Raw genomic sequence first — 21,856 nt, 5'->3', positions numbered from 1 at the left:
ATAAAGATAAAATTTACCTTAAATTTTACTTATTTGAACTTTTGCTTATGCAGCACGTTAGCGCCCCAGACAGAAAGGGCGGCAACTATGATCTGCAACATTGCAAAACTTGAAAAAGAACGCGAAGACCTGATCGAGGTGATAACCGGGCTGGAACGGTGGAGGCGCTTCTCCATCGATGACAGAAATGCCATCGCTCTTCACATCACGTCGCACATGATGCGCCTGAGCGCGCTTGATGACGAAATCAATGAGGCAAAGACACAGTCAGGCCGTTATGCGCTTACGGCCTGATTTGGCGCCAATCAATGGGGTGACTGACATTCCAGACGCTTGCCTGATTTGTCCTGATAGGTGTTATCCACCGGATGATAAGACATGTAGCGTTTGGCGCACCATTGCACATGCTGCACTTCCTCCGCTGATAGCAGGAAGTTATCCTGGCCAGAATTCGAAGCGCCTTCTCCGGCAAAGGCTGCCAAAGGATAATGGCGTTTGGCTGTATTGCCGTCGGCCGCCTGATTCTGCTCTGCAGGAGCGATGATACTGAAAGCATGGGCAGGCATCGTAACAACGCCCAGCAGGCCAAGGCTCAAAGCAAACACAGAAGCGAATTTTTCCACTCTAAACATGGGAATTTCCCTCTCTTCGTTGCAAAACAAACGAAGGCTGAGGCTTTTTTGTTCCCGGATGGTTGGGCCACCAAGTCACGACGTGAACAATACTTGGTGAACGCAAGACAACAGGCATCCAATTTTTCAAGCTGATGAAGTTGATATTTCCGCCGTGATCACTGGCTGCGACCACAACCCTATTTTCGGGGGAACAATGCCCGGTCTGTCACGTTCACTTAACAGAAGCGCGCCGTGTCAAACGAACGTGACGGCGCTGAAGAACATCAGGATTTTTTCGTTTTCTCCTGATGGCCAACGAAAAGGCAGACGAGCTTCTTACCCGTCCGGTGCGCTTCGCCCGAAGACATTTTCCATCCTGTTACGTGAGGACACGCATATGGAAAAGACTGAGACACGCACTCTTGCCGAACAGTACCTGAACCTCGGCGGCACTCGACAAGTGATGATCGACGACAACAAGACATTCATTCGCCAGTACGAGGAAGAGCCAAGCAAAGCTGCTGCATTCTGGCATGAGCATATTGAAAGTCTGGATCAGGCAACTCGCGAAGATGTCGAATTTTTTCTGCCGTCAATCAACGCTGACGGAAACACCGATACAACCGAAAGGACGAAAACATGACTGAAATTACTAACGCTAACATCGTAATTTTGGCGACTGACGGCTACGAACGTTCGGAATTGCGCGTCCCTTACGAGGAATTGCAGCGTCGTGGCGCGAATGTAAAAATCGCTTCCATCAAATCAGGAAAGATTAAAAGCTGGGACAAGGCAGATTGGGGAGATACTGTTGATGTCGATCTTCAGGCCGAGAACGTGCATCTAACGGATTTTGATGCTCTGGTGCTTCCGGGCGGTCAGATCAACCCGGACAAGCTGCGCGCAGATGCAAATGCCATGCGTGTGGTTCGTGAATTCACTGAATCCGGCAAGGTGGTCGCGGCTATCTGCCATGCTCCATGGCTGCTGATTGAAGCCGACGCCATTAACGGACGGAAAGTGACGTCCTACGGTTCCATCAAGACGGATGTTCAGAATGCCGGTGGCATCTGGATGGATGAGAAGGTGGTTGTTGATCAGGGCATCATTACGTCACGCTCACCTGATGATCTTGAGGCATTTGTCGACAAGATCGTTGAAGAAATTGAGGAAGGGCGCCACCCGCGCCGCGCCGCTTGAGGCGGCAACCATAACGGGCCGCCAGTTATGCTGGCGGTCTTTTTTTGAGCCATGAAGATGGCAGCCCGACATAATAAGGGAGAAGAACCGATGCAGAGCAAGCTGCTGTCCAACGACAGCGATCGCATTTTTATGCTCGTGATCGAACCCGGCGAAGAAGCATTTGGCATTATCAAGGATTTTGCCATTCAACACGACATCAACGCCGCGTCGGTGACGGCGATTGGCGCATTTGAAAAAGCCACATTAGCGTTTTTCGACCTTGCTTCACAAACCTACGATGACATTCCAATCGATGATCAAAGTGAGGTACTGAGCCTGATCGGCGACATCACTCTGGATGAAAGGGGCAAACCCAATCCGCACCTGCATGCAGTTTTAGGGTTCTCCGATGGGCACACGCGCGGGGGCCATTTCGTGAAGGGGTACGTCCGCCCGACGCTGGAAGTGATCGTCAAGGAAACGCCCGCCCAGCTTAGACGCACCTACCGTCCGGAATTTGGCATCGCGCTGATCGACACATCCGCCTGAGGCGGGAACAAGGTTCGTTACCACACGTTATCGCTTGCAGAACGCTGGAGGCGATACATGGCAGCGGCAGCATCCGGTCAGTCCGGGGGTAACGAAACAGAACATTTTCTGACAGGTCTGGCCCGCGGTTTGGCAGGTGCCCTGCTATTTGCCCTGCCGATGCTGATGACCATGGAAATGTGGTTCCTGGGCCTTTACGTCAATCGCACGCGATTGCTGCTGCTTTGCCTTCTCAACCTGCCTTTGCTGATTATGCTTGCGCGCCGCATTGGCTTTGAAAAAACCTCTTCATGGCATCAGGCTATCCGTGATGCGCTCACCGCTTATGGGCTGGGCATCGCAGTCAGTGCCGCAATCTTGCTGCTCCTGGGCGTCCTCAACGACCAGCTGACCACAAGTACCATTGTTGCTAAAGTGGCATTGCAATCGGTCCCCGCCAGTATCGGCGCATTGTTGGGACGCAGCCAGCTGGGTGCGCATTCAGAAGAAAAAGAACAGAATAACGGCGAAGGCGAGACCGGTTATCTGCATGAGCTTTTCATGATGATGGTCGGCGCCCTGTTCCTAAATCTGAACGTCGCACCAACGGACGAGATGATCCTAATTGCCTACAAGATCACACCATTTCACACCGCCTGTATCGTGCTAATCTCAATCGCGCTGATGCATGGTTTCGTCTATGCCCTGCATTTCAAGGGATCGCACGGCTTGCCTGATGGAAGCCAGTGGTGGCACTCTTTCATTCGTTTCACCATGCCCGGCTATGTCATTGCGCTTGCTGTCAGCATCTATGCGCTGTGGACCTTCGAGCGACTGGACCACACTTCACTCTCTCAAATAATGACCGCGGCCGTCATTCTTGGCTTTCCCGCCTCGATCGGTGCTGCGGCCGCCCGTCTTATTCTGTGAGCAATCATGACAAAATCCGTTGGAAGCAAACACACGGAAACCGCAGATCCCCATTGGCTTGAGTGGCTGGTGGGCGGCGTTTGTACGTTTCTGGTTGTTACCCTCTTTGTCTGGCTCGGCTGGGACATCTACCGCTACGAGGATCAGGCCGCGCAGTTCGAGATTTCGGTACTATCGGTACAGGCGGAACACGACAATTATCGCGTCACATTCGACATTCACAACACCTCGCTTTCAACGGCTGCAGAAGTGCATGTGCGTGGCGACCTTGTCTCCCCTGACAGTCCTGAAAGCTCTGATGTCACATTCGATTATGTCGCTTCTGAATCCCATGAAACAGGCATCCTGTTTTTTAAAAAAGACCCCGACTCCGGCGAGTTCAATCTCACTGTCATGGGTTACACCCAACCATGATTTCCCCGCCGAAAGAATGTCATGAAAAAAGCCAAACTTACAAAAGAGCGGGATCTGAGGGATTCACGACCACTGTGGATCGACAGCCCGCGCATTTCCGTGCGCAGCAAAAGCTTTATTGGTAAAAGCCATTATGACATTGTCATCATTGGTGCGGGCATCAGCGGCGCCTTGGTGGCCCAGGCGCTGGCGAAGCCTGGAAAATCGGTTCTGATTGTCGATAAGCGTAAGCCGGTTCGTGGCAGCAGCATCGCCAGCACCGCAATGATTCAGCATGAAATTGATGTGCCTCTTCACAAACTGCAAGGCATGATTGGCGAGGACAATGCCAATCGCGCCTGGCAACGCTCCGCCAAGGCTGTGTTGAAACTTGAAGATATCGTCCGATCGCTGGAGATTTCTTGCGCGATGCAACGCAAGCCAGCGCTTTATATAGCAGGCAATGAATCGGGTGCGCGCGGCCTGCAAACGGAAGTGGATGCGCGCCTGAAGGCTGGCATTGAAGCGACGTTCATCGACAAGGCCGATCTCCAAAGCCACTTTGGGCTTGATCGCGATGGTGCCATCTTGAGCGACATATCGGCATCGGCAAATCCCGGCCAGTTAACGGCGGGCTTGTTGCGCTACGCCGCTAAACAGGGGGCGGAAATCGTCAGTGGGGTTGAAATTACAGACCTCAAAAGTCTCGGTGATGACGTGGTCATGGCAACCGCAGAAGGAAAGCTTATCAGCACACAGCATGTCGTGTTCTGCACCGGCTACGAATTTCTGGAAAACGTTGCCAACAAAAAACACGAGATCATCTCGACATGGGCAATTTCCAGTAAAGCCGGTTTGTCCCTCCCGGATTGGTTGCACAAACATATTTTGTGGGAGGCCTCTGACCCCTATCTATATCTCAGGACGGATGAAGCAGGACGTCTGATTGTTGGCGGTGAAGATGAAAACAACTCCAATGCCTATCAGTCCGAGGCAAAGTTGCACAGGAAAGCCCAAACCATCCGGCGCAAGGTCAACAACCTGCTAGGCCTTGATATCGGGCCGATAGACTATCAATGGGCTGCTGCATTCGGCTCAACCACAACCGGTTTGCCGTTGATCGGCTCCGTACCGGCTATGCAGAATGTCTATAGCGTGATGGGGTTTGGCGGAAATGGTATCACATTCAGCCAGATTGCTGCAGAACTTGTCGCGGCATACATTAACGGCACCAGCGACCCGGATGCCGCGCTGTTCAAACTCGATTGAGGTTTGCCTACCGCACGTATTCAGTTCCATGGAAGCCCGTCATGGGACGGGCTGACGGTCGGTACCTTCCGTTGCTGGTCTGCTGCCTTCGGGTGGATTGTCACTGAAACCGGCGCCGCTACTGGCACCTGGATTGTTATTGTCAGCAGGCGCAGAGGCGCTTGGCGGGTTTGGTATGTTTGGTTCGTTGACGCTGCCCCAGATTTCTGCAGCAAGCCAGACTGCTGCAACCAGAATAAGGCTGACAATCAACACCACAAGAACGGGACTTCCTCGCCACCCTTGTCGGGCTTCGCGGGCGCTAAAAACCGCAGGTTTGGGTTTATTTGCCATGTGAAACTCCTTCAAAAACTCAACCCATCGATCTGGGTCCTATGGCCTTGAACAAGTTGCATTGATTATCGTTCCATCGCTTTTGCGGGAGAGGGTGAAACACACGGCTGAGCGGGTAGCGCTTAAGGGCACGGAACCGGGAAGAACGGTACATCGTTGTGACCAATATGTACGGAGGTAAACTCAATGGATGACCCCAAGTTGGAAAAACCCGTCAAAAGTGACCTGACCTCGCAAGTCGACGCCCCGGTATCGACTGTTATTGATGGCCAAAATCTTCGTATTTACCGGCTTATTCCAACGGCTGCCAACGATGATCCTAACTGGCTTGATGCGACAACACATGATGAACTTGTCGTTTGCGCAGTGTCTGCTGGCGATGCGCGAATTGTCGCTGCGGACAGAGAGCTGGATTTTCTGGAAATCGATGCTGCGCCGGCAGAAGATGTCACAACTGTCAACGCCAGCATGTACCGCAACGAAAAGCTTTACAGCGTGGTAGATGATGGTCCGGCAATAGCCGGAATCGAGCGTGGTATTATCGATGGCATAGTGCGGGTCGATAATATCAAGCCAAGCCAAACAAATTAACTCCTTGCCGGTGCCCAGATGGATACGCTTGTAACTCGTGAGTTGAAGAAAAGTGGTTTGATATATGTCCAAGACAAGGAGCCGGGCATTACTAGGCTTCGGTCGGGTAGAGGTTTTCATTACAGATTTCCTGATCGAGAACCGGTCAGGGACACCACCATCATCCAGCGCATCAAGAGCCTTGGCATTCCGCCAGCCTACAAGGATGTCTGGATTTGCATGAAAGAGAACGGTCACTTGCAGGCGACCGGACTGGATGCGAGAGGCCGCAAGCAATATCGTTATCACCCGGATTGGCAGACTTTGCGGGGTGAACGGAAGTACGACCAGCTCCTGGAATTTTCACAGTGCCTGCCAGCGATCCGGCGGCGGTCAATTTCCGATATCGAGCGCAGTAAAAGCCCAGAAACCGTGACATTGGCAGCCATAGTGCTGTTGCTTGACGCCACATTTCTGCGGGTCGGCAACAAATCTTACCTGCGCGACAATGGCACATACGGCGCGACAACGCTGCTGAAACGTCATGTGAAATTTGGAAACACCATCGACCTCAAATTTAAGGCAAAGGGTGGCACCAAGGTGCAACGGACGCTGAAACAGCCACGCCTGCAGAAAATACTCGAAGAGATTGCTGATCTGCCCGGCAAGCAGCTTTTTGTATGGCAGGATGCCGACAATAAAATTCATCCCGTCGATTCCAGCCAGTTAAACGGATATCTGGCAGGTATTGCCGGCCAGAGTATTTCTGCCAAAACTTTCCGAACCTGGGGAGGGACGCTGGCAGCGTTCAGCTACGCGTTGCGGTGTCTCGCTACCAGCCAACCACTGACCCTCAAGGCCATGTGCCATGCAGCATCGCTGGAACTGTGCAACACCCCTGCAATCTGCAGGAAAAGTTACATCCACCCAGCGGTTCTGGCTCTGGCAAGCGATGAGACGACGCGTACCAAACTTCTAAAGCTCACTCAATCGGCGGCCAAACGCACCGCCCATATGCGCAAGGACGAAGTTCTGCTGCGGGATTTTCTAAGCTGTGTCTAGCACCATATTCTTTGTCCGCTAGATGACAAAAGAGCATTCGACGGAACTATCTGCCATCTCAAAGGTTTAATCCATACTACAGCTCGAAAGGATCGAAAAATGAAAAATCTGGTTATCGCCGGAGCGGTTACTCTATTGTCTACGGTAGCCTTTGCGCAGCAGCCGGCCCCTACGCAGTCGGGAGAAACCCCTGCAGTTACCACACCGGATAGCACCAACCCGACAGCACCTGTTGCCGGTGAAAACAGCTTCACAGAAGCACAAGCCAAAGAGCGCATCGAGGCTGCAGGTTATACTGCGGTGACGGGTTTGACGCTTGATTCACAGGGTATCTGGCGCGCCAAGGCCACCAAGGATGGTGCTGAAGCCGATGTCGGCCTCGACTATCAGGGCAATATTGTCACTCAGTAAAATTCAAAAAAATTTGGAGGAACCATCAATGCGTACAATAACCGGACTTTTTGACACTCGTGACGATGCGCGCAACGCAGTAACTGCGCTGGAGGCAGCAGGTATTCCTTCGCAAGATATCAGCATCGTTGCGCATGACGGCACAACCAAAGACGAGACATCTGAAACCAAAGCCGCTGAAGGTGCCGGAACCGGCGCAGGCGTCGGCGCGGTCGCCGGTGGCGGCGTTGGTTTGCTGACCGGCCTTGGTGTGATGGCTATTCCCGGCGTCGGACCGGTGGTGGCTGCAGGTTGGCTCGCTGCGACGGCGGCAGGCGCTGTTGCTGGCGCTGTAGCAGGTGGCGCAGCTGGCGGTATTATCGGTTCGCTGGTCAGCGCCGGTGTGCCTGAGGAACATGCCCATGTTTATGCCGAAGGTGTACGTCGCGGCGGTAGCATCGTTGTTGCGAAGGTAGACGAGGCAAAGGTTGATGAAGCCTCGGCAATTCTCAAACGCTCAAACCTGGTTGATCCGGTTGAACGTCGACGCACTTATGAACAAGACGGCTGGAGCCGTTTTGACGACACGCGTGACCCTTATAGCCACGACGAAATCGCAGCGGAACAGCGCCGATATCAGACCCTCCGCTAAAATCCATGCAGCTAGATGGAGCGCTTCCCACCGGTGGCGCTCCATTTGCCGTTTAAGCAACCGTATCAGGGAGAGCACACATGAATGACCGCCTCACCATTCAGGATCCACGCAAGCAATATCCCGCGCCGCCCTTCGATGCGCAGCCACAACCTATGCCGGGCCTAGTGCAGAATATGGTTCCCTCTCCTGACCACGGCGAAGAAAGTTACAAAGGCTCGGGCAAACTCGCAGGACGAAAGGCTCTGATTACCGGCGGCGATTCCGGTATCGGTCGCGCCGTCGCAATCGCATTTGCCCGCGAAGGTGCTGATGTCGCCATTTCTTATCTCGAAGATGAAGAGCCAGACGCTGAGACAGTGATCGAACTGATTGAGGCTGAGGGACGCATCGGAGTTGCCTTGCCGGGAGACATCAAAAATGAAACTTGGTGCCGCGAGATGGTTGAAAAAGCGGTCAGCGACCTCGGCGGTTTGGATATCCTCGTCATCAATGCTGCTAGACAGCAATACCGAGAGAACCTGAGCGAGCTCTCCACTGACGATTTCGATCAGACCATGAAGACCAATCTTTATGCGTTGCATTGGATTGCCCAAGCGGCTGTCCCACATCTGCAGCCGGGTTCCTCAGTCATTACCACCGCCTCTGTTCAGGCCTATGAGCCCTCCCCCATCCTGCTTGATTATGCCACGACGAAAGCCGGTATCGTGGCCTACACCAAGGCGCTGTCAAAACAGCTGATTGAAAAGGGTGTGCGTGCCAATGTGGTGGCGCCCGGCCCCTTCTGGACGGTGCTGCAACCGAGCGGTGGCCAGCCTGACGAGAAGGTTCGGCATTTTGGTGAGAACAGCGATTTTGGTCGCCCGGGTCAACCGGTGGAACTTGCCCCCGTTTATGTCCTTCTCGCGTCACAGGAAGCAAGCTTCATCAATGGTGAGGTTTATGGTGTGACGGGCGGCAAGGGCATCGCCTGACGATTTAACACCCAGTGGCGGTTTCACGTTTAATGCTTCCGGCCGAAGGACAATCAAACGTTAACCGCCTCTCGGCAACTTTAGATGTATATTAATATAAATTTAATGGCGTCTTTAAAACAAACGCCACTTTCGTTGGCTTTCAGCCATTTTACAGACACACTTCCATTCAGCGGGTGATGAGCCATCCAGGTGTCACCGTATTGAACGAATGTGGGTTTCGGCCGAATGATTGGTTTTATTGTCCGGCTTAGAAGCCGCGCTCACTTCCGCGTGGAAGTGAAAGGCAAGGCGCCGGGGGGAACCATCTCGGGCAGCGGAGCGCGTCGAACACGACAGGCCCGGCAAAGGCTTACTCTTTTGATTGCCACTTTTGCCGTCATGTATGTGACGATCGGCGCACGCCTCGTCCAATATGGCATGGCCGACCCCTCCGTTACCGGTGCCATTTCATTCAACACCCACGCCATGGCCTCACGCCCTGACATTCTCGATCGCAATGGCGAGTTGCTTGCAACAGACATCAACACAGTTTCCCTCTATGCCGAACCGCGAAAAATCATCGACGCTAACGAGGTCGTGGAAAAGCTGGCAACGGTTCTTCCCAATCTCGACTGGAAGGACACCCACAGAAGGCTGCAATCGGGAAGCGCGTTTCAGTGGTTACGGCGTCAACTTACACCGAAACAACAATCAGATATTCTGGCACTCGGCATCCCCGGTATTGGTTTTCGTCCGGAGAAACGGCGTTTTTACCCCGGCGGCCCGGTTGCCTCGCATATTGTCGGCCACGTCAACATCGACAATCTCGGTCTGGCGGGAATGGAACGCTACATCGACCAGCAAGGTTATGCCGATCTCAGATCCGTCGGCCTGACCTCCGACACCCGTCTTGAACCCGTCCGGCTTTCCATTGACCTGCGCGTGCAGAATATGGTGCGGGAAATCGCCGCAAAAGCCATGATCGATTATCAGGCCGAGGCGGCAGGCGCAGTTATTCTCGATGTCGATACGGGCGAAGTGATCGCCATGGCATCGGTACCGGATTACGACCCCAATCAGCCCTCGCGCGCACTTGCCGATGGCAGTGTCGACAAGGAATATGAAAAGGGGTGGTTCAACCGAATGAGCAATGCCACATTCGAGATGGGCTCCACCTTCAAGAGTTTCACGCTGGCCATGGGCCTCGACGCCGAAAAGATAAATCTGAATACCGTGATCGATGCTTCCCGTCCGATCCGCATGGGTGGTTTCACGATCCGCGATTTCAAGGGCAAATACCGCCCGCTTTCGATCCCGGAAATCTTTCAGTATTCCTCCAATATCGGCACGGCGGATATCGCCGATCGCGTTGGCATTGAAGGTCATCAGGAATTTCTGACCCGGCTTGGTCTTCTGTCCAAGATGGACACCGAAATGCCTGGTGTGGCCACGCCCACCCAGCCGAGAACATGGAAAAAGATCAACTCGGTGACGATCTCCTTCGGCCATGGCATTGCAACGACGCCTTTGCAGACGGCCGTCGCCGCAGCCGCGCTAATCAATGGCGGCAACCTGATTAGCCCGACCTTCCTGCCTCGCAGCATAGAGGATGCAGCGGCTATCTCGCGCGCCGTGATCAAGGAAAAAACCAGTGCGGATATGCGTTACCTCTACACATGGAATGGCCTGAAAGGTTCAGGCCGCGCAGCCCAGGTTGAAGGTTTTAATGTCGGTGGAAAAACTGGCACGGCCGACAAGGTCATCAATGGTCGTTACGCCAAAGACATCAATTTCAACGCATTCGTCGCCGGTTTTCCAATGGACGACCCGCGTTACGTTGTGTTGACCATCGTTGACGCGCCCAAAACCGGCGTCAATGGCGGACGAACTGCCGCGTCCACTGCGGCACCGATGACCAAGGAAATCATTGCACGGACGGCAGCCTTGCTTGGCACCAAACCAAGCTTCAAAATTGAAGGCAAACCACAGATGATCGTGAATTACTGAAATTACTGGAGCGGGTGAAGGGAATCGAACCCTCGTATTCAGCTTGGGAAGCTGCTGCTCTACCATTGAGCTACACCCGCAATGGATGAAGAGATTCAACAGATCACCGCGGCTGTCAAGCCGCGGTCAGTCTTGGGTGGGCTGCGGCCCCATCACATCCGGAAATGTTTGGAAAGCTTGAGGCCCTGCGCCTGATAATTGGAACCTGCGCTGGTACCATAAAGGCCCTGCGGTTTTTCCAACATGTGTTCATAGACCAACCGCCCGACAATCTGGCCATGTTCCAGAATGAAGGGCACTTCGTGGCTGCGCACTTCCAGAACAGCACGGCTGCCTGCGCCTCCGGCGCTGACATGACCAAAACCGGGATCGAAGAAACCGGCATAGTGCACGCGGAATTCGCCGACCAGCGGATCGAAAGGTGTCATTTCCGCGGCGTAAAGCGGTGGCACATGCACAGCCTCTCTGGACACGAGAATATAGAACTCGTCGGGATCAAGGATCAGTTCGGAGCGGCCACGGTTATAAAGAGGCTCCCAGAAATCAAACACATCATGCTGCGCCTTGATGTCGACATCTACCACCGAGGTGTGATGTTTGCCGCGATAACCGATCAGACGGTCCTCGCCAAAACCTTCTAGATCGATCGACAGCGCAATGCCGCCGCCGGATACGTTCGGGGTTTCACTGGCAACCAGGGTTTCAGCCGCGTGCAGTGACAGAAGTTCGGCTTCATTGAGGAGCGCATGGCCGATGCGGAAACGGATTTGCGACAGGCGCGAGCCACGGCGCACAACAATCGGGAACGTGCGCGGGCTGATTTCGAGGTAAAGCGGGCCCTTGTAGCCAGCCGGGATTTTGTCGAACTCCTGCGCGCTATCTGTGATGACCCGGGTAAAGATATCCAGGCGGCCAGTCGAGCTTTTCGGATTGGCAGACGCGGACATTCCGGCGGGCAGATCAACCGTTTCCATCAAGGGCACGATGTAGACACAGCCGGTTTCCAGAACGGCACCGTCACTGAGGTCAATAGCGTGCAACCGCAGGCGCTCGAGTTTGGACATGACTGTGCAATCAGGACCCGGCATGAAGCTGGCACGCACACGATACGCGATTGCACCAAGCCGCAGATCAAGGCTGGCAGGCTGAACCTGGTCGGCATCCAGTGCTGCCTCGCTTTTCAAATTGCCGCTTTCGAACAGGCCGCGGATGGCTCCATCCGTTAAAATACCGGTCGTTCTTTTCATGATACTCACCTGTTGCTTTTCCAACCGACAAAACCAAAACACCGGCATTGACGCAAGCCGTTAACGGGCGTATGCCAATTTTATCCCGTGGTGATTTGGCCGGTCGGCTTGCAGCCACGTTAAATAAGTGGCTAAAAAGACCGGGTGTTCGAAACCGGTCTGCTTTTGCGGCCGGTTTTTTTGTTTGAAGGTGATGGACATGAGCAATAACTGGCGCCCGGCAACGAAACTCGTTCACGGCGGAAGCCTGCGTTCGCAGTTCGGCGAAACATCAGAAGCACTCTACCTGACACAGGGTTTTGTCTACGAAAATTCAGAAGCCGCCGAGGCTCGCTTCAAGGGTGAGACGGAAGGCTTTATTTACGCCCGTTACGCCAGCCCTACCAATGACATGTTCGAAAAACGCATGTGCCTGCTGGAAGGCGCCGAAGAAGCACGCGCCACCGCATCGGGCATGGCTGCTGTTGCCTCCGCCATCCTGTGCCAGTTGAAGGCCGGCGACCATATCGTTGCCGCCCGCGCCCTGTTCGGCTCCTGCCGCTGGGTTGTCGAGACGCTGGCTCCAAAATACGGCATCGAATGCACACTGATCGACGGTCGTGACCTTGCCAACTGGGAAGGCGCCATCCGCCCCAACACCCGACTTTTCTTCCTGGAAAGCCCGACCAACCCGACCCTGGAAGTGGTTGATATTGCCGGTGTTGCCAAGCTGGCCAACCAGATTGGCGCAAAGGTGGTTGTTGACAACGTTTTCGCCACACCGCTTTTCCAGAAGCCGCTGGAATTGGGTGCACATATCGTCGTCTACTCCGCGACCAAGCACATTGATGGTCAGGGCCGCTGCCTTGGCGGTGTCGTGCTTTCCGACAAGAAATGGATCGAAGAAGAGTTCCAGGAATATTACCGTCATACCGGCCCTGCCCTGTCGCCGTTCAATGCATGGACGATGATGAAGGGACTGGAAACATTGGCGCTGCGCGTCAAGCAACAGACCGCCAATGCTACCCGCATTGCCGACTTCCTTGCTGAACAGAAGCAGGTTGCAAAGGTTATCTACCCGGGCCGCAAGGACCACCCGCAGGCAGATATCATTGCCCGCCAGATGACCGGCGGGTCGACCATGGTGGCTTTTGAGTTGAAGGGTGGCAAAGAAGCAGCTTTCGCGCTGCAGAACGCCCTTGATATCGTGAAGATTTCCAACAATCTCGGCGATGCGAAGAGCCTGATCACCCACCCTGGCACCACCACCCACAAAAACCTGACGGATGAAGCCCGTGTCGAAATGGGTATTGCCAGCGGTACGCTGCGTCTGTCCTGCGGCATTGAAGACACTGACGATCTGGTTGATGACTTCGCCCAGGCGCTGTCCAAGGTCTCGGCCTGATACCAAACGAAGCCGTGCTCTCCATCAAGCACGGCTTTTTACTTCGCCCTAAATTTACCTTCTATTTCAGCATTTAATCTACTATCCGACATTGTCAGCGTTCGGTACCGCCTGTTTTATGTCAATTCTTGACGAATACCGGATGTTATAGTGTAGAATAAAGCAGATCATTAAAGGTAGCGCGTATGTATCGTGCAACGACAAATGGGATCGAAGTTGCTGTCGACCCTTATTATCTTGAAGAACAGTCGGATCCGGACGATAGTCGCTACGTCTGGGGCTACAAGATTGTCATTGCCAATAACTCCCATGCAGCCGTGCGCCTGACCCACCGTTATTGGCACATTACCGACCAGAACGGTCAGGTCGACGAAGTTTCCGGCCCTGGGGTGGTTGGCGAAGTTCCACACCTGCAACCCGGTGAAACCTATGAGTATTCCTCCGGTTGCCCGCTCGATACGCCTTCAGGCATGATGTTCGGCCACTACCAGATGGAAACCGATGACGGTGAAGTTTTCGATGTCGCCATTCCAGCCTTCTCGCTGGATACGCCCGGCTTGACCCGCGTCCTTAACTAAATAAAAACGGGCGCAACTTTCGTCACGCCCGCCTTTGATAGTGTGGTGCTTGTCGACCATCCGCCAGATCAGTTCTTGGCAGTTGCCAGAACGTCGAACTCGCTGGTTTCATAGCGGTAGGTTGTCGAGCAGAACTCGCAAGTTACCGAAACCATGCCGTTTTCTTCACTGTCGCGGATTTCCTCTGCGGTAAAGCCGGACAATACGCCCTTGATCTTGTCGCGCGAGCAATTGCAACGGTCAAATACCGGCTGTGGATCGTAGATCCGTACACCACGTTCATGGAACAGTCGGAACAGCAAGCGCTCAACAGGCACCTGCGGATCGGTCAATTCGTCGGTATCGACAGTTTCCAGAAGTGTTGCCGCTTCCGTCCATGCGTCATCATGATCGGTTTCGAAATCGCCTTCATCGCCATCTCCACCGTGCAGATCCTTTTGGCGCAGACGTTCCGGCGCCTGTGGCAGAAACTGCGCCAGCACGCCGCCAGCGCGCCAGCCGTGCCGCGGCTTGCCGTCTTCATCACGATCGAAGAACTCGGCAACGCCCAGACGGATGCGGGTTGGCAATTGTTCCGACTGACGGAAATAGGTGCCAGCAATTTCTTCCAATGACGATCCATCCATCGGCACAATACCCTGATAGGGTTGCATGCCCATGCCCTGATCGATGGTAAAGGCAAGAATACCCGTGCCCAGCAGTTCCGCCGGGCTAGTTTTTCCTTCGGCAAGGGCAGCATCCAGCCGTTCCTGATCGAAGCGGGCATAGGCGCGCATGCTTTCAGGGGCGGTGAAATCCGCAACCAGCAGATCAACCGGACCGTCGCCCTTGGTCTGCAGGGTCAACTTGCCCGAAAATTTCAACGACGTACCAATCAGCGCGGTCAGCACCGTTGCTTCGGCCAACAGGCGCGCAACTACTGGCGGGTAGTCATGACGCTGCAGAATGGTGTTCAGCAGAGGGCCAACCTGCACAGCACGGCCGCGCACATCCAGTCCTTCAATCTGAAACGGCAGCACGTTATCGTCACCCGCAAATTTCAGATCGTCCAATTCTACGGTTACATCTGCCATACCAAATACTCCTTGCAGCACCCGCTCCACTTACAGGACACGCGTGACGTCATTGTGTTTTTGCACAGGGGCACGCAAAGTGAAACCACCCGTGGCATACACGTTTCCCGCCAAAACCGGCCGGTGAAACGCTCAATTGGTTGTTTTTTGCATTTTCGGAGTGAAAATGCTGCATCTGGAAAGGTTACGACAGAGCCTTGCTTTTTAACAAAGCCGCATTGAGAGCGCTGTTGAACCTTTTCAAAGCTGCATGTTTTGCCGCAAAACCACACTGAGTTTGAGAAACCATGCAGTAAAACGCGCAAGTCCTGCCGAGATGGCCAAGCTTGCGCGCTTCGAAGACACCCAGATGGGAAGTCAGCAATAAAAGATCAAGACCCTTTCAGGCCTTGTGATCAGACAAGTCCCATGCACCATGCAATGATGGACTTCTGGGCATGCAGGCGGTTTTCCGCCTCGTCAAACACAACGGACTGCGGTCCGTCGATAACCTCGTCGGTCACTTCTTCACCACGGTGAGCCGGCAGGCAGTGCATGAACAGTGCTTCCTTGTTGGCCTTTTGCATCAACGCGCCATTGACCTGGTAAGGTTGGAAGATGTTGTGACCACGTGCCTTGTGTTCCTGGTTCATCGACACCCACGTATCGGTCACCACACAATCGGCATCTGCAACAGCACGCTCTGCGTCATGGCACAGCATGATGTCGCCACCATTGTTGCGCGCCCAGTTCAGGAACTTGTCATGCGGCTCGGAGCCCATCGGCACCGCCATGTTCATGCGGTAACCAAAACGGGCCGAACCTTCGACCAGCGAATGCAGAACGTTGTTGCCATCGCCAGTCCAGGCGATAGTTTTTCCTTTGACCGGACCACGATGTTCTTCGAACGTCAGGATATCCGCCATGATCTGGCAAGGGTGGGTGTCGTCTGTCAGGCCGTTGATGACAGGCACGGTTGCGTGCTCGGCCAGCTCCAGCAGACGGTTATGATCTGTGGTACGGATCATGATGGCGTCAACGTAACGCGACAGAACCTTGGCGGTATCGCCAATGGTTTCAGCGCGGCCGAGCTGCATTTCCGTGCCGGACAGGAACAGGGTTTCGCCGCCGAGCTGGCGCATGCCGACATCAAACGACACGCGGGTGCGCGTGGACGGCTTTTCGAAAATCATCGCCAGCATTTTACCGTCCAGCGGCTTGTCAGCCGTACCGGCTTTCGTTGCACCTTTGCGTGCTCGTGCGTCATCGAGGATTGAGCGCAGATCGCCGCTTGAAACAGCCGAAAGATCCAGAAAATGCTTTGGAGATGCCATTCTTTTTACCCTATTTCCGCAAGCTGCCCCTGGCCGCCTGCTTCTTACCCATTCAGGCGCTTTTTGCCTTTAGTGATGCCGAAAGTGCGATTGCTGCGTTTTCGATACGACGCAGCCCTTCTCTTGCCTCATCTGCCGTCACGACCAGTGGCGGAAGAAGACGGATGACGTTGTCGCCAGCCGGCACGCCCAGAACATGTTCCGTGCGCATGGCATGCAAGAGTTCCGAGGACGGCATTTTCGGCTTGATGCCGAGAAGAAGCCCTTCGCCGCGAATTTCTTCGATGACATCTGGGAAACGGTCCTGCAAGGATGCCAACCCCTGGCGGAATATCAGCGTGATGTCGCGGACATGATCCAGGAAACCATCAGCCAGAACAATATCCAACACGGCGTTGCCGACAGCCATGGCAAGCGGATTGCCGCCATAGGTCGTGCCATGTGTACCAGCGGTCATGCCGGAGGCAGCCTCTGCCGTTGCCAGGCAGGCGCCGAGCGGGAAGCCACCACCGATACCCTTGGCAACCGCCATGATATCAGGCGTGACACCGGTCCATTCGTAACCGAAAAGCTTGCCCGTACGACCAACGCCAGTCTGGACCTCATCAAGGATCAGCAGAAGGCCATGCTCATCACACAGGTCACGCAGCGTGCGCATGAATTCTGGTGGAACGATACGAATGCCGCCTTCACCCTGCACCGGCTCGATCAGCAGGGCTGCGGTTTCCGATGTGATCACTGCCTTCAAGGCTTCAAGATCGCCAAACGGCACCTGATCGAAACCTTCGACCTTCGGGCCAAAACCTTCGAGATATTTTGCCTGTCCACCGGCTGCGATAGTGGCCAGCGTACGGCCATGGAACGCGCCTTCAAAAGTCACGATACGGAATTTTTCCGGATGCCCCTTGGAATAGTGGTAACGGCGCGCCGTTTTGATGGCGCATTCCAGCGCTTCAGCACCGGAGTTGGTGAAGAATGCCTTGTCGGCGAATGTGGCATCGGTCAGGCGCTTGGCAAGCTTTTCCTGGCCGGGAATTTCATACAGGTTGGAAAGGTGCCAGACCTTTTCTGCCTGCGCCTTGATGGCTTCCACCAGATGAGGATGGGCATGGCCGAGCGAGTTTACTGCAACGCCCGCCGCGAAATCGAGATATCGCTCGCCACTCTCCGTAATGAGCCATACGCCCTCGCCTCGCTCGAACCGAAGCGGGGCTCTGGAAAAAGTATCGAACAATGGCGCGGCTTCGGCCATGGCAGTATCACTCCTTCGCGCATCTCGCGCTTAAAATCGTTTGTCAAGCGGCGCGGCAGGTTATCCAACGCCTGAAAATCAAAAATGCCGCCTTGCGGCGGCACCGGCACTATCATCACTTCACCCTGCGCTGTCAACAAAAGTCAGCGTTTTCCGGTACTTTCCGGTATTTTTAGATCCCGTTCAACCGCAGATAATTCTTTCGGCGACGCTTCAGGACCGCCGCATTTTCGCAGCAAGTTGGGGAAAACCGGAAAATCGATTCGCGATGATTCCCTCGACTCTTGTCACGGAGTCAGCCTCACACTAGGTTAATAGGCAATTACTAGACTGCAAGCGGCGGAACTAGTCACCACAAAATACCTGTTAGGGCGTGTTCGCGGCTTGCCGCGGCAAGGGTGACGGATTCTGCCTACAACACGCGAACAGCGGAGAGCGGCATGAACTGGACAGACGAACGCGTCGAAAAACTCAAGAAACTGTGGTCCGAAGGACTGAGTGCGAGCCAGATTGCCACTCAGCTCGGCGGCGTAAGTCGTAACGCTGTTATTGGCAAGGTTCACCGCCTTAGCCTGCCGGGCCGCGCAAAGGCTGGCGGCACAGCAACCTCCGCCCGCACCCAAACCAAGCGCACGACATCTGCTCCGCGCGCTCCGAACTACGCTTCGCGCGTTGTTACCCGCACGGTAACCCGCGCTTCCGGCGCCAATCTCATCAAGGAAGAGATTGAAGTCGAAAGCGGTGAAGTTCTCGAGTTTGCACCAGCCAGCAACGTTGTTGTTCCAATTTCGCGTCGCCTTAGCCTGACGGAATTGACCGAACGCACCTGCAAGTGGCCAGTTGGCGATCCAATGGCGGAAGACTTCCACTTCTGTGGTTGCGACTCCCAGGATTCTTCGCCTTACTGCAAGTTCCACGCAAAGATGGCTTACCAGCCTGTCAGCGAACGTCGCCGGGCCTGATCAAATATCCAAGTCACCGAAAAGGCCGCTAATGCGGCCTTTTTGTTGTCTACGTTTCCCGCATTTAAGCGGCGAAGCCAACCCTTCCTCAGGCGACACGCTCTTCCTGCAGAAGACGGATTGCCAGATGCTGCAACAGAATGATTGTCTTGGCATCGCGAATTTCACCGCTGGAAATCATCGTCATGGCGTTCGACAAGCTCACTTGCATAACATCGATGTCTTCGCCCTCGTCTGCGGACCCGCCACCATCACCGACCTTCTGCTTTTCTGAATATTCGCCAATAAAAAACGCCAGATATTCTGTGACAGAGCCGGGGCTCATATAGACATCAAACAGGTGGGTGAGCGCCGACACGTCATAACCGGTCTCCTCGATCAATTCTTCGCGCATTCGCACTGCCGGTTCGGCTCCCTCAAGCAGGCCAGCAGGCGCTTCGATCAGCGTCTCCAAACCGCCATTCAGAAAAACAGGCAGGCGAAACTGGCGGGTCAGCAAAACAGACCCAGTTGCCGGATTATACAACAGGCAGGTTGCGCCATTGCCACGATCATAGGCTTCCCGTTGCTGGCGTTGCCAACTGCCGTCCCTCAGCCGAAGTTGATATTCATATTTGGTCAATCGCCCCCAATCACTCGCCAGAACGCGCTCTGATATCGGCCGAAAAATACTATCACTCATAACGTCACCTCTTTTCAATTCGTGTATTTTCGTGCAAACTCGTGCAGAGTCAAGGATTGAATTGAATGTTGGTACAAGAGCGAAAAGCCCATTTGCTGCGTCTGCTGGCGCAGACAGGTAGCGTGGTTGCAACGGATGCAAGCAAAGCGATGGGCGTGTCCGAGGACACGATCCGCAGAGATTTGCGCGAGCTGGCAAAAGATGGGCAGTTAAAACGCGTGCATGGCGGCGCGGTGCCGCTTTCTCCAGCGGTCGCGCCTTTTGCAAATCGTGTGACGATTGCCAATGATGAGAAGGCAGAAATTGGCAGACATGCGGCAAGGATGATCGAGCCGGGCCAACTGGTGTTTCTGGATGGCGGCACCACGGCCCTGCACATTGCCCGGAACCTTGCACCGGATTTGCGGGCGACAGTCATCACGCACAGCCTGAATGTTGCGCTGGAACTGATGAACCATAACAACATCACCGTAGAGATTGTTGGTGGCCGGCTTTTCCGACATTCTGTGGTCACGGTCGGCGCGGCCACTCTGGCGTGGTTATCGCGTTATCGCCCCGACATCTGTTTTATTGGCGCCACCGGCTTGCACCCGGATCAGGGCATCACGACGGGCGACAGCGAGGAGGCGGAGGTCAAACGGTTCATTATCTCGATATCTGGCGCCGCCTATATCCTCGCCTCATCCGAGAAAATTGGCGCAGTCTCCGCCTTCGAGATCACCGAACTCAAGAATATCGATGGGATTATCGCCACGGCCAAAGCCGAAAAAGCCACGCTCACTGGCTTGGAGCATCGTGGATGCCGGGTAATCCGCGCTGATGAAATGGCGACGTAACGAGCGCTGATAGGCCCAAGGCAATCCGTTAGAGACTGCCTTGGGTCAATTCATGGTCTGTTATTTTTAGATAATGCCACCGCTTCCGGCCTTGGAGGCCGGCCGTTCAGCGGCAATTTTTGCGCGGTAACCACTGGCACGATAGGTCGAAACCGGATCAATCGCACCACCGGCACGGCGGCGGGCTTCCGCCAGGATAGGCTCGACATCAGTGCGATAAGCACGCTTCAATGCATGAGATGCCATCAGCGCATCATTGTCCTGCTGATACCCTTCCAATGCCTTGCGGTCGACCAGCAATGCCTGTGCATAGGCGCGACGAATTTCGTTGGCGCTGGAAATCAGGCTTTCAATGGGGTCCGTGACGTTGTGCGACTGGTCGATCATGTGAGCGGGGTGGAAACCCTTCACGCCGCGATAGTCTGCATCCACCAATTCATTGAACACCAGGAACAGACGGTACGGCTCAATGGAGCCCGCATCAAGATCGTCGTCACCGTATTTGCTGTCGTTGAAATGGAAGCCGCCGAGTTTACCGAACTGGATAAGTCGGGCGACAATCATCTCGATATTGGTGTTGGGCGCATGGTGACCAAGGTCCACAAGGCAATAGGCTTTTTCGCCGAGCGTGTTGGCGATGAGGTAGTTGGTACCCCAGTCCTGCACGACGGTGGAATAGAAGGCCGGCTCATACATCTTGTGCTCGGAGAAGATGCGCCAGTCATCCGGCAGCGCCTTGTAGATATCCGCCATACCGCTGAGATAACGCTCGAAACTCTTGGTGAAATTGCTCTGGCCGGGGAAGTTCGAGCCATCACCAACCCAGACTGTCAGCGCCTTGGAGCCTAGCGCGTTGCCGATTTCGATACATTCGATGTTGTGATCGACGGCCTGCTGGCGGGTCGCCGCATCGGTGTGGCTGAGCGAGCCGTATTTGTAGGAGTGGGCCTGATCCGGCGCATCCGAGAAAGTATTCGAATTCATGGCATCGAAACCAAGACCCAATGCATCAGCGTGAGCTTTGAGGCGCTTTGGGTCTTCCTTGTCCCACGGAATATGCAGCGAGACATTCGGCGTAGCACGGGTCAGTTCATTGATCACCGAGCAGTCATCCAACTTGTCGAAAATGCCGCGTGGTTCACCCTGTCCCGGAAAACGGGCAAAACGGGTGCCGCCGGTGCCAACACCCCAAGAAGGGACGGCGACAAAAAACTCCGACACCTTTTTCGTGACGTTTTCGATGTCAACACCACGGCGTGCCAGCTGGGCACCAAGGGCTGCATAATCGTCCTTCAATGCCGCAGCGTGTTTGGCATTTTCCGCCTCGATCACATCAGCAGCAATTTTCGTATCTGTCATCTTTTCCTCCCCGGCCTATTGAACCAATAGCCGTCAATCGCGTTTCAACAGTCCGGATATTTCAAAAACCAAAGGTTTAATCGTGGACGTTATTCGCATTCTTCTCGCCATCATCCTGCCGCCGGTCGGCGTGTTCTTGCAGGTCGGCATTGGCTTGCATTTCTGGCTAAATATTCTTCTCACGTTATGTGGATATGTGCCCGGCATTATCCATGCCATCTGGGTTATCCTGCGAAAGTAGCGACATCACCCCCGGCCTTAAGGGACCGAGGGTGAAAGCGTTT

At 54.5% G+C, this 21,856-nt stretch carries 26 protein-coding genes, 1 tRNA gene and 1 riboswitch; of the genes, 18 read left to right on the top strand and 9 right to left on the bottom strand.

Annotation, left to right across the window (positions count from 1 at the left end; translation table 11 throughout):
• Positions 1 to 87: 87 nt before the first annotated feature.
• The gene (locus tag HGO37_RS11440) at positions 88 to 294 is read left to right on the top strand and encodes a hypothetical protein (protein ID WP_250983421.1); all 207 of its coding nucleotides are present in this window, start codon (positions 88 to 90) and stop codon (positions 292 to 294) included.
• An 11-nt stretch (positions 295 to 305) separates the two neighbouring features.
• Here HGO37_RS11440 and HGO37_RS11435 read toward each other — a convergent pair whose 3' ends face one another.
• Positions 306 to 632 carry a BA14K family protein gene (locus HGO37_RS11435; protein WP_250983420.1) on the bottom strand — a complete coding sequence of 109 codons (327 nt, stop codon included), beginning with the start codon at positions 630 to 632 and terminating at the stop codon, positions 306 to 308.
• Positions 633 to 1,011: 379 nt separating this feature from the next.
• Here HGO37_RS11435 and HGO37_RS11430 point away from each other — a divergent pair, with 379 nt between their 5' ends.
• The 6 genes from HGO37_RS11430 (at position 1,012) to HGO37_RS11405 (ending at position 4,916) form a co-directional block, all read left to right on the top strand.
• Complete coding sequence (locus HGO37_RS11430; protein ID WP_250983419.1) at positions 1,012 to 1,257, top strand: hypothetical protein; 246 nt, start codon at positions 1,012 to 1,014, stop codon at positions 1,255 to 1,257.
• Positions 1,254 to 1,814, top strand: a complete 561-nt coding sequence (locus tag HGO37_RS11425; RefSeq protein WP_250983418.1) for a DJ-1/PfpI/YhbO family deglycase/protease — start codon at positions 1,254 to 1,256, stop codon at positions 1,812 to 1,814. The genes HGO37_RS11430 and HGO37_RS11425 overlap by 4 nt, the downstream gene beginning before the upstream one ends.
• Before the next feature lie 90 nt (positions 1,815 to 1,904).
• On the top strand, positions 1,905 to 2,345 hold the full coding sequence (locus HGO37_RS11420; RefSeq protein WP_192486799.1) for a PPC domain-containing DNA-binding protein: 441 nt from the start codon (positions 1,905 to 1,907) through the stop codon (positions 2,343 to 2,345).
• A 57-nt stretch (positions 2,346 to 2,402) separates the two neighbouring features.
• Positions 2,403 to 3,254 (top strand): TIGR02587 family membrane protein, encoded by an 852-nt coding sequence (locus tag HGO37_RS11415; protein ID WP_250983417.1) that lies wholly within the window; start codon positions 2,403 to 2,405, stop codon positions 3,252 to 3,254.
• A gap of 6 nt (positions 3,255 to 3,260) precedes the next feature.
• Positions 3,261 to 3,668: a TIGR02588 family protein gene (locus tag HGO37_RS11410; protein ID WP_250983416.1), complete on the top strand. Its 408-nt coding sequence runs from the start codon at positions 3,261 to 3,263 to the stop codon at positions 3,666 to 3,668.
• A 21-nt stretch (positions 3,669 to 3,689) separates the two neighbouring features.
• A complete protein-coding gene (locus HGO37_RS11405) occupies positions 3,690 to 4,916 on the top strand; it encodes an NAD(P)/FAD-dependent oxidoreductase (protein ID WP_250983415.1) in 1,227 nt (408 codons plus the stop codon).
• Positions 4,917 to 4,955: 39 nt separating this feature from the next.
• On the opposite strand, the gene HGO37_RS11400 is transcribed toward HGO37_RS11405, so the two are convergent.
• Positions 4,956 to 5,249, bottom strand: a complete 294-nt coding sequence (locus HGO37_RS11400) for a hypothetical protein (RefSeq protein ID WP_250983414.1) — start codon at positions 5,247 to 5,249, stop codon at positions 4,956 to 4,958.
• 186 nt (positions 5,250 to 5,435) lie between these two features.
• Here HGO37_RS11400 and HGO37_RS11395 point away from each other — a divergent pair, with 186 nt between their 5' ends.
• From HGO37_RS11395 to HGO37_RS11370, 6 genes are all read left to right on the top strand, one after another.
• On the top strand, positions 5,436 to 5,840 hold the full coding sequence (locus HGO37_RS11395) for a hypothetical protein (RefSeq protein ID WP_250983413.1): 405 nt from the start codon (positions 5,436 to 5,438) through the stop codon (positions 5,838 to 5,840).
• Between the two features lie 18 nt (positions 5,841 to 5,858).
• Entirely contained in the window at positions 5,859 to 6,881 is a 1,023-nt protein-coding gene (locus HGO37_RS11390) for a DNA topoisomerase IB (RefSeq protein ID WP_250983412.1), read from the top strand.
• Between the two features lie 99 nt (positions 6,882 to 6,980).
• Positions 6,981 to 7,292, top strand: a complete 312-nt coding sequence (locus HGO37_RS11385; RefSeq protein ID WP_192486793.1) for a PepSY domain-containing protein — start codon at positions 6,981 to 6,983, stop codon at positions 7,290 to 7,292.
• 28 nt (positions 7,293 to 7,320) lie between these two features.
• Positions 7,321 to 7,923, top strand: a complete 603-nt coding sequence (locus HGO37_RS11380; RefSeq protein ID WP_250983411.1) for a general stress protein — start codon at positions 7,321 to 7,323, stop codon at positions 7,921 to 7,923.
• Between the two features lie 80 nt (positions 7,924 to 8,003).
• Complete coding sequence (locus HGO37_RS11375; protein WP_250983410.1) at positions 8,004 to 8,897, top strand: SDR family oxidoreductase; 894 nt, start codon at positions 8,004 to 8,006, stop codon at positions 8,895 to 8,897.
• A gap of 228 nt (positions 8,898 to 9,125) precedes the next feature.
• A complete protein-coding gene (locus HGO37_RS11370) occupies positions 9,126 to 10,886 on the top strand; it encodes a peptidoglycan D,D-transpeptidase FtsI family protein (RefSeq protein WP_250983409.1) in 1,761 nt (586 codons plus the stop codon).
• Between the two features lie 6 nt (positions 10,887 to 10,892).
• On the opposite strand, the gene HGO37_RS11365 is transcribed toward HGO37_RS11370, so the two are convergent.
• A tRNA-Gly gene (locus tag HGO37_RS11365) sits at positions 10,893 to 10,966 on the bottom strand.
• A gap of 72 nt (positions 10,967 to 11,038) precedes the next feature.
• Entirely contained in the window at positions 11,039 to 12,133 is a 1,095-nt protein-coding gene (locus tag HGO37_RS11360; protein WP_250983408.1) for a 2'-deoxycytidine 5'-triphosphate deaminase, read from the bottom strand.
• Between the two features lie 77 nt (positions 12,134 to 12,210).
• A riboswitch (SAM riboswitch) is annotated at positions 12,211 to 12,289 on the top strand.
• A gap of 43 nt (positions 12,290 to 12,332) precedes the next feature.
• Between HGO37_RS11360 and HGO37_RS11355 the strand changes: the two genes are divergently transcribed.
• Together HGO37_RS11355 and apaG are read left to right on the top strand one after the other, a co-directional pair.
• Entirely contained in the window at positions 12,333 to 13,517 is a 1,185-nt protein-coding gene (locus HGO37_RS11355; protein ID WP_250983407.1) for an O-succinylhomoserine sulfhydrylase, read from the top strand.
• Between the two features lie 185 nt (positions 13,518 to 13,702).
• Positions 13,703 to 14,095 (top strand): Co2+/Mg2+ efflux facilitator ApaG/CorD, encoded by a 393-nt coding sequence (gene apaG / locus HGO37_RS11350; protein ID WP_192486787.1) that lies wholly within the window; start codon positions 13,703 to 13,705, stop codon positions 14,093 to 14,095.
• 68 nt (positions 14,096 to 14,163) lie between these two features.
• Here apaG and HGO37_RS11345 read toward each other — a convergent pair whose 3' ends face one another.
• From HGO37_RS11345 to HGO37_RS11335, 3 genes are all read right to left on the bottom strand, one after another.
• Positions 14,164 to 15,168, bottom strand: coding sequence for an Hsp33 family molecular chaperone (locus HGO37_RS11345; RefSeq protein ID WP_250983406.1), 1,005 nt, complete (start codon positions 15,166 to 15,168; stop codon positions 14,164 to 14,166).
• 395 nt (positions 15,169 to 15,563) lie between these two features.
• Positions 15,564 to 16,481 (bottom strand): ornithine carbamoyltransferase, encoded by a 918-nt coding sequence (gene argF / locus HGO37_RS11340; protein ID WP_192486785.1) that lies wholly within the window; start codon positions 16,479 to 16,481, stop codon positions 15,564 to 15,566.
• Positions 16,482 to 16,533: 52 nt separating this feature from the next.
• On the bottom strand, positions 16,534 to 17,733 hold the full coding sequence (locus tag HGO37_RS11335) for an aspartate aminotransferase family protein (protein ID WP_250983405.1): 1,200 nt from the start codon (positions 17,731 to 17,733) through the stop codon (positions 16,534 to 16,536).
• 440 nt (positions 17,734 to 18,173) lie between these two features.
• Here HGO37_RS11335 and HGO37_RS11330 point away from each other — a divergent pair, with 440 nt between their 5' ends.
• Positions 18,174 to 18,695 carry a GcrA family cell cycle regulator gene (locus HGO37_RS11330; protein ID WP_192486783.1) on the top strand — a complete coding sequence of 174 codons (522 nt, stop codon included), beginning with the start codon at positions 18,174 to 18,176 and terminating at the stop codon, positions 18,693 to 18,695.
• 88 nt (positions 18,696 to 18,783) lie between these two features.
• Here HGO37_RS11330 and HGO37_RS11325 read toward each other — a convergent pair whose 3' ends face one another.
• Complete coding sequence (locus tag HGO37_RS11325; protein WP_250983404.1) at positions 18,784 to 19,377, bottom strand: NUDIX domain-containing protein; 594 nt, start codon at positions 19,375 to 19,377, stop codon at positions 18,784 to 18,786.
• A gap of 65 nt (positions 19,378 to 19,442) precedes the next feature.
• On the opposite strand from HGO37_RS11325, the gene HGO37_RS11320 reads away from it, so the two are divergent.
• Positions 19,443 to 20,213: a DeoR/GlpR family DNA-binding transcription regulator gene (locus HGO37_RS11320; RefSeq protein ID WP_250983403.1), complete on the top strand. Its 771-nt coding sequence runs from the start codon at positions 19,443 to 19,445 to the stop codon at positions 20,211 to 20,213.
• Between the two features lie 66 nt (positions 20,214 to 20,279).
• Here HGO37_RS11320 and rhaI read toward each other — a convergent pair whose 3' ends face one another.
• On the bottom strand, positions 20,280 to 21,572 hold the full coding sequence (gene rhaI / locus HGO37_RS11315) for an L-rhamnose catabolism isomerase (protein WP_250983402.1): 1,293 nt from the start codon (positions 21,570 to 21,572) through the stop codon (positions 20,280 to 20,282).
• Between the two features lie 82 nt (positions 21,573 to 21,654).
• On the opposite strand from rhaI, the gene HGO37_RS11310 reads away from it, so the two are divergent.
• Positions 21,655 to 21,813 carry a YqaE/Pmp3 family membrane protein gene (locus tag HGO37_RS11310; RefSeq protein ID WP_148146741.1) on the top strand — a complete coding sequence of 53 codons (159 nt, stop codon included), beginning with the start codon at positions 21,655 to 21,657 and terminating at the stop codon, positions 21,811 to 21,813.
• Positions 21,814 to 21,856: the final 43 nt, after the last annotated feature.

This window comes from Rhizobium sp. CG4 (assembly GCF_023701965.1).
GTDB lineage: Bacteria > Pseudomonadota > Alphaproteobacteria > Rhizobiales > Rhizobiaceae > Agrobacterium.
The sequence above is the reverse complement of the archived record's forward strand: the minus strand, read 5'-3'. Positions and strand labels throughout refer to the sequence as shown.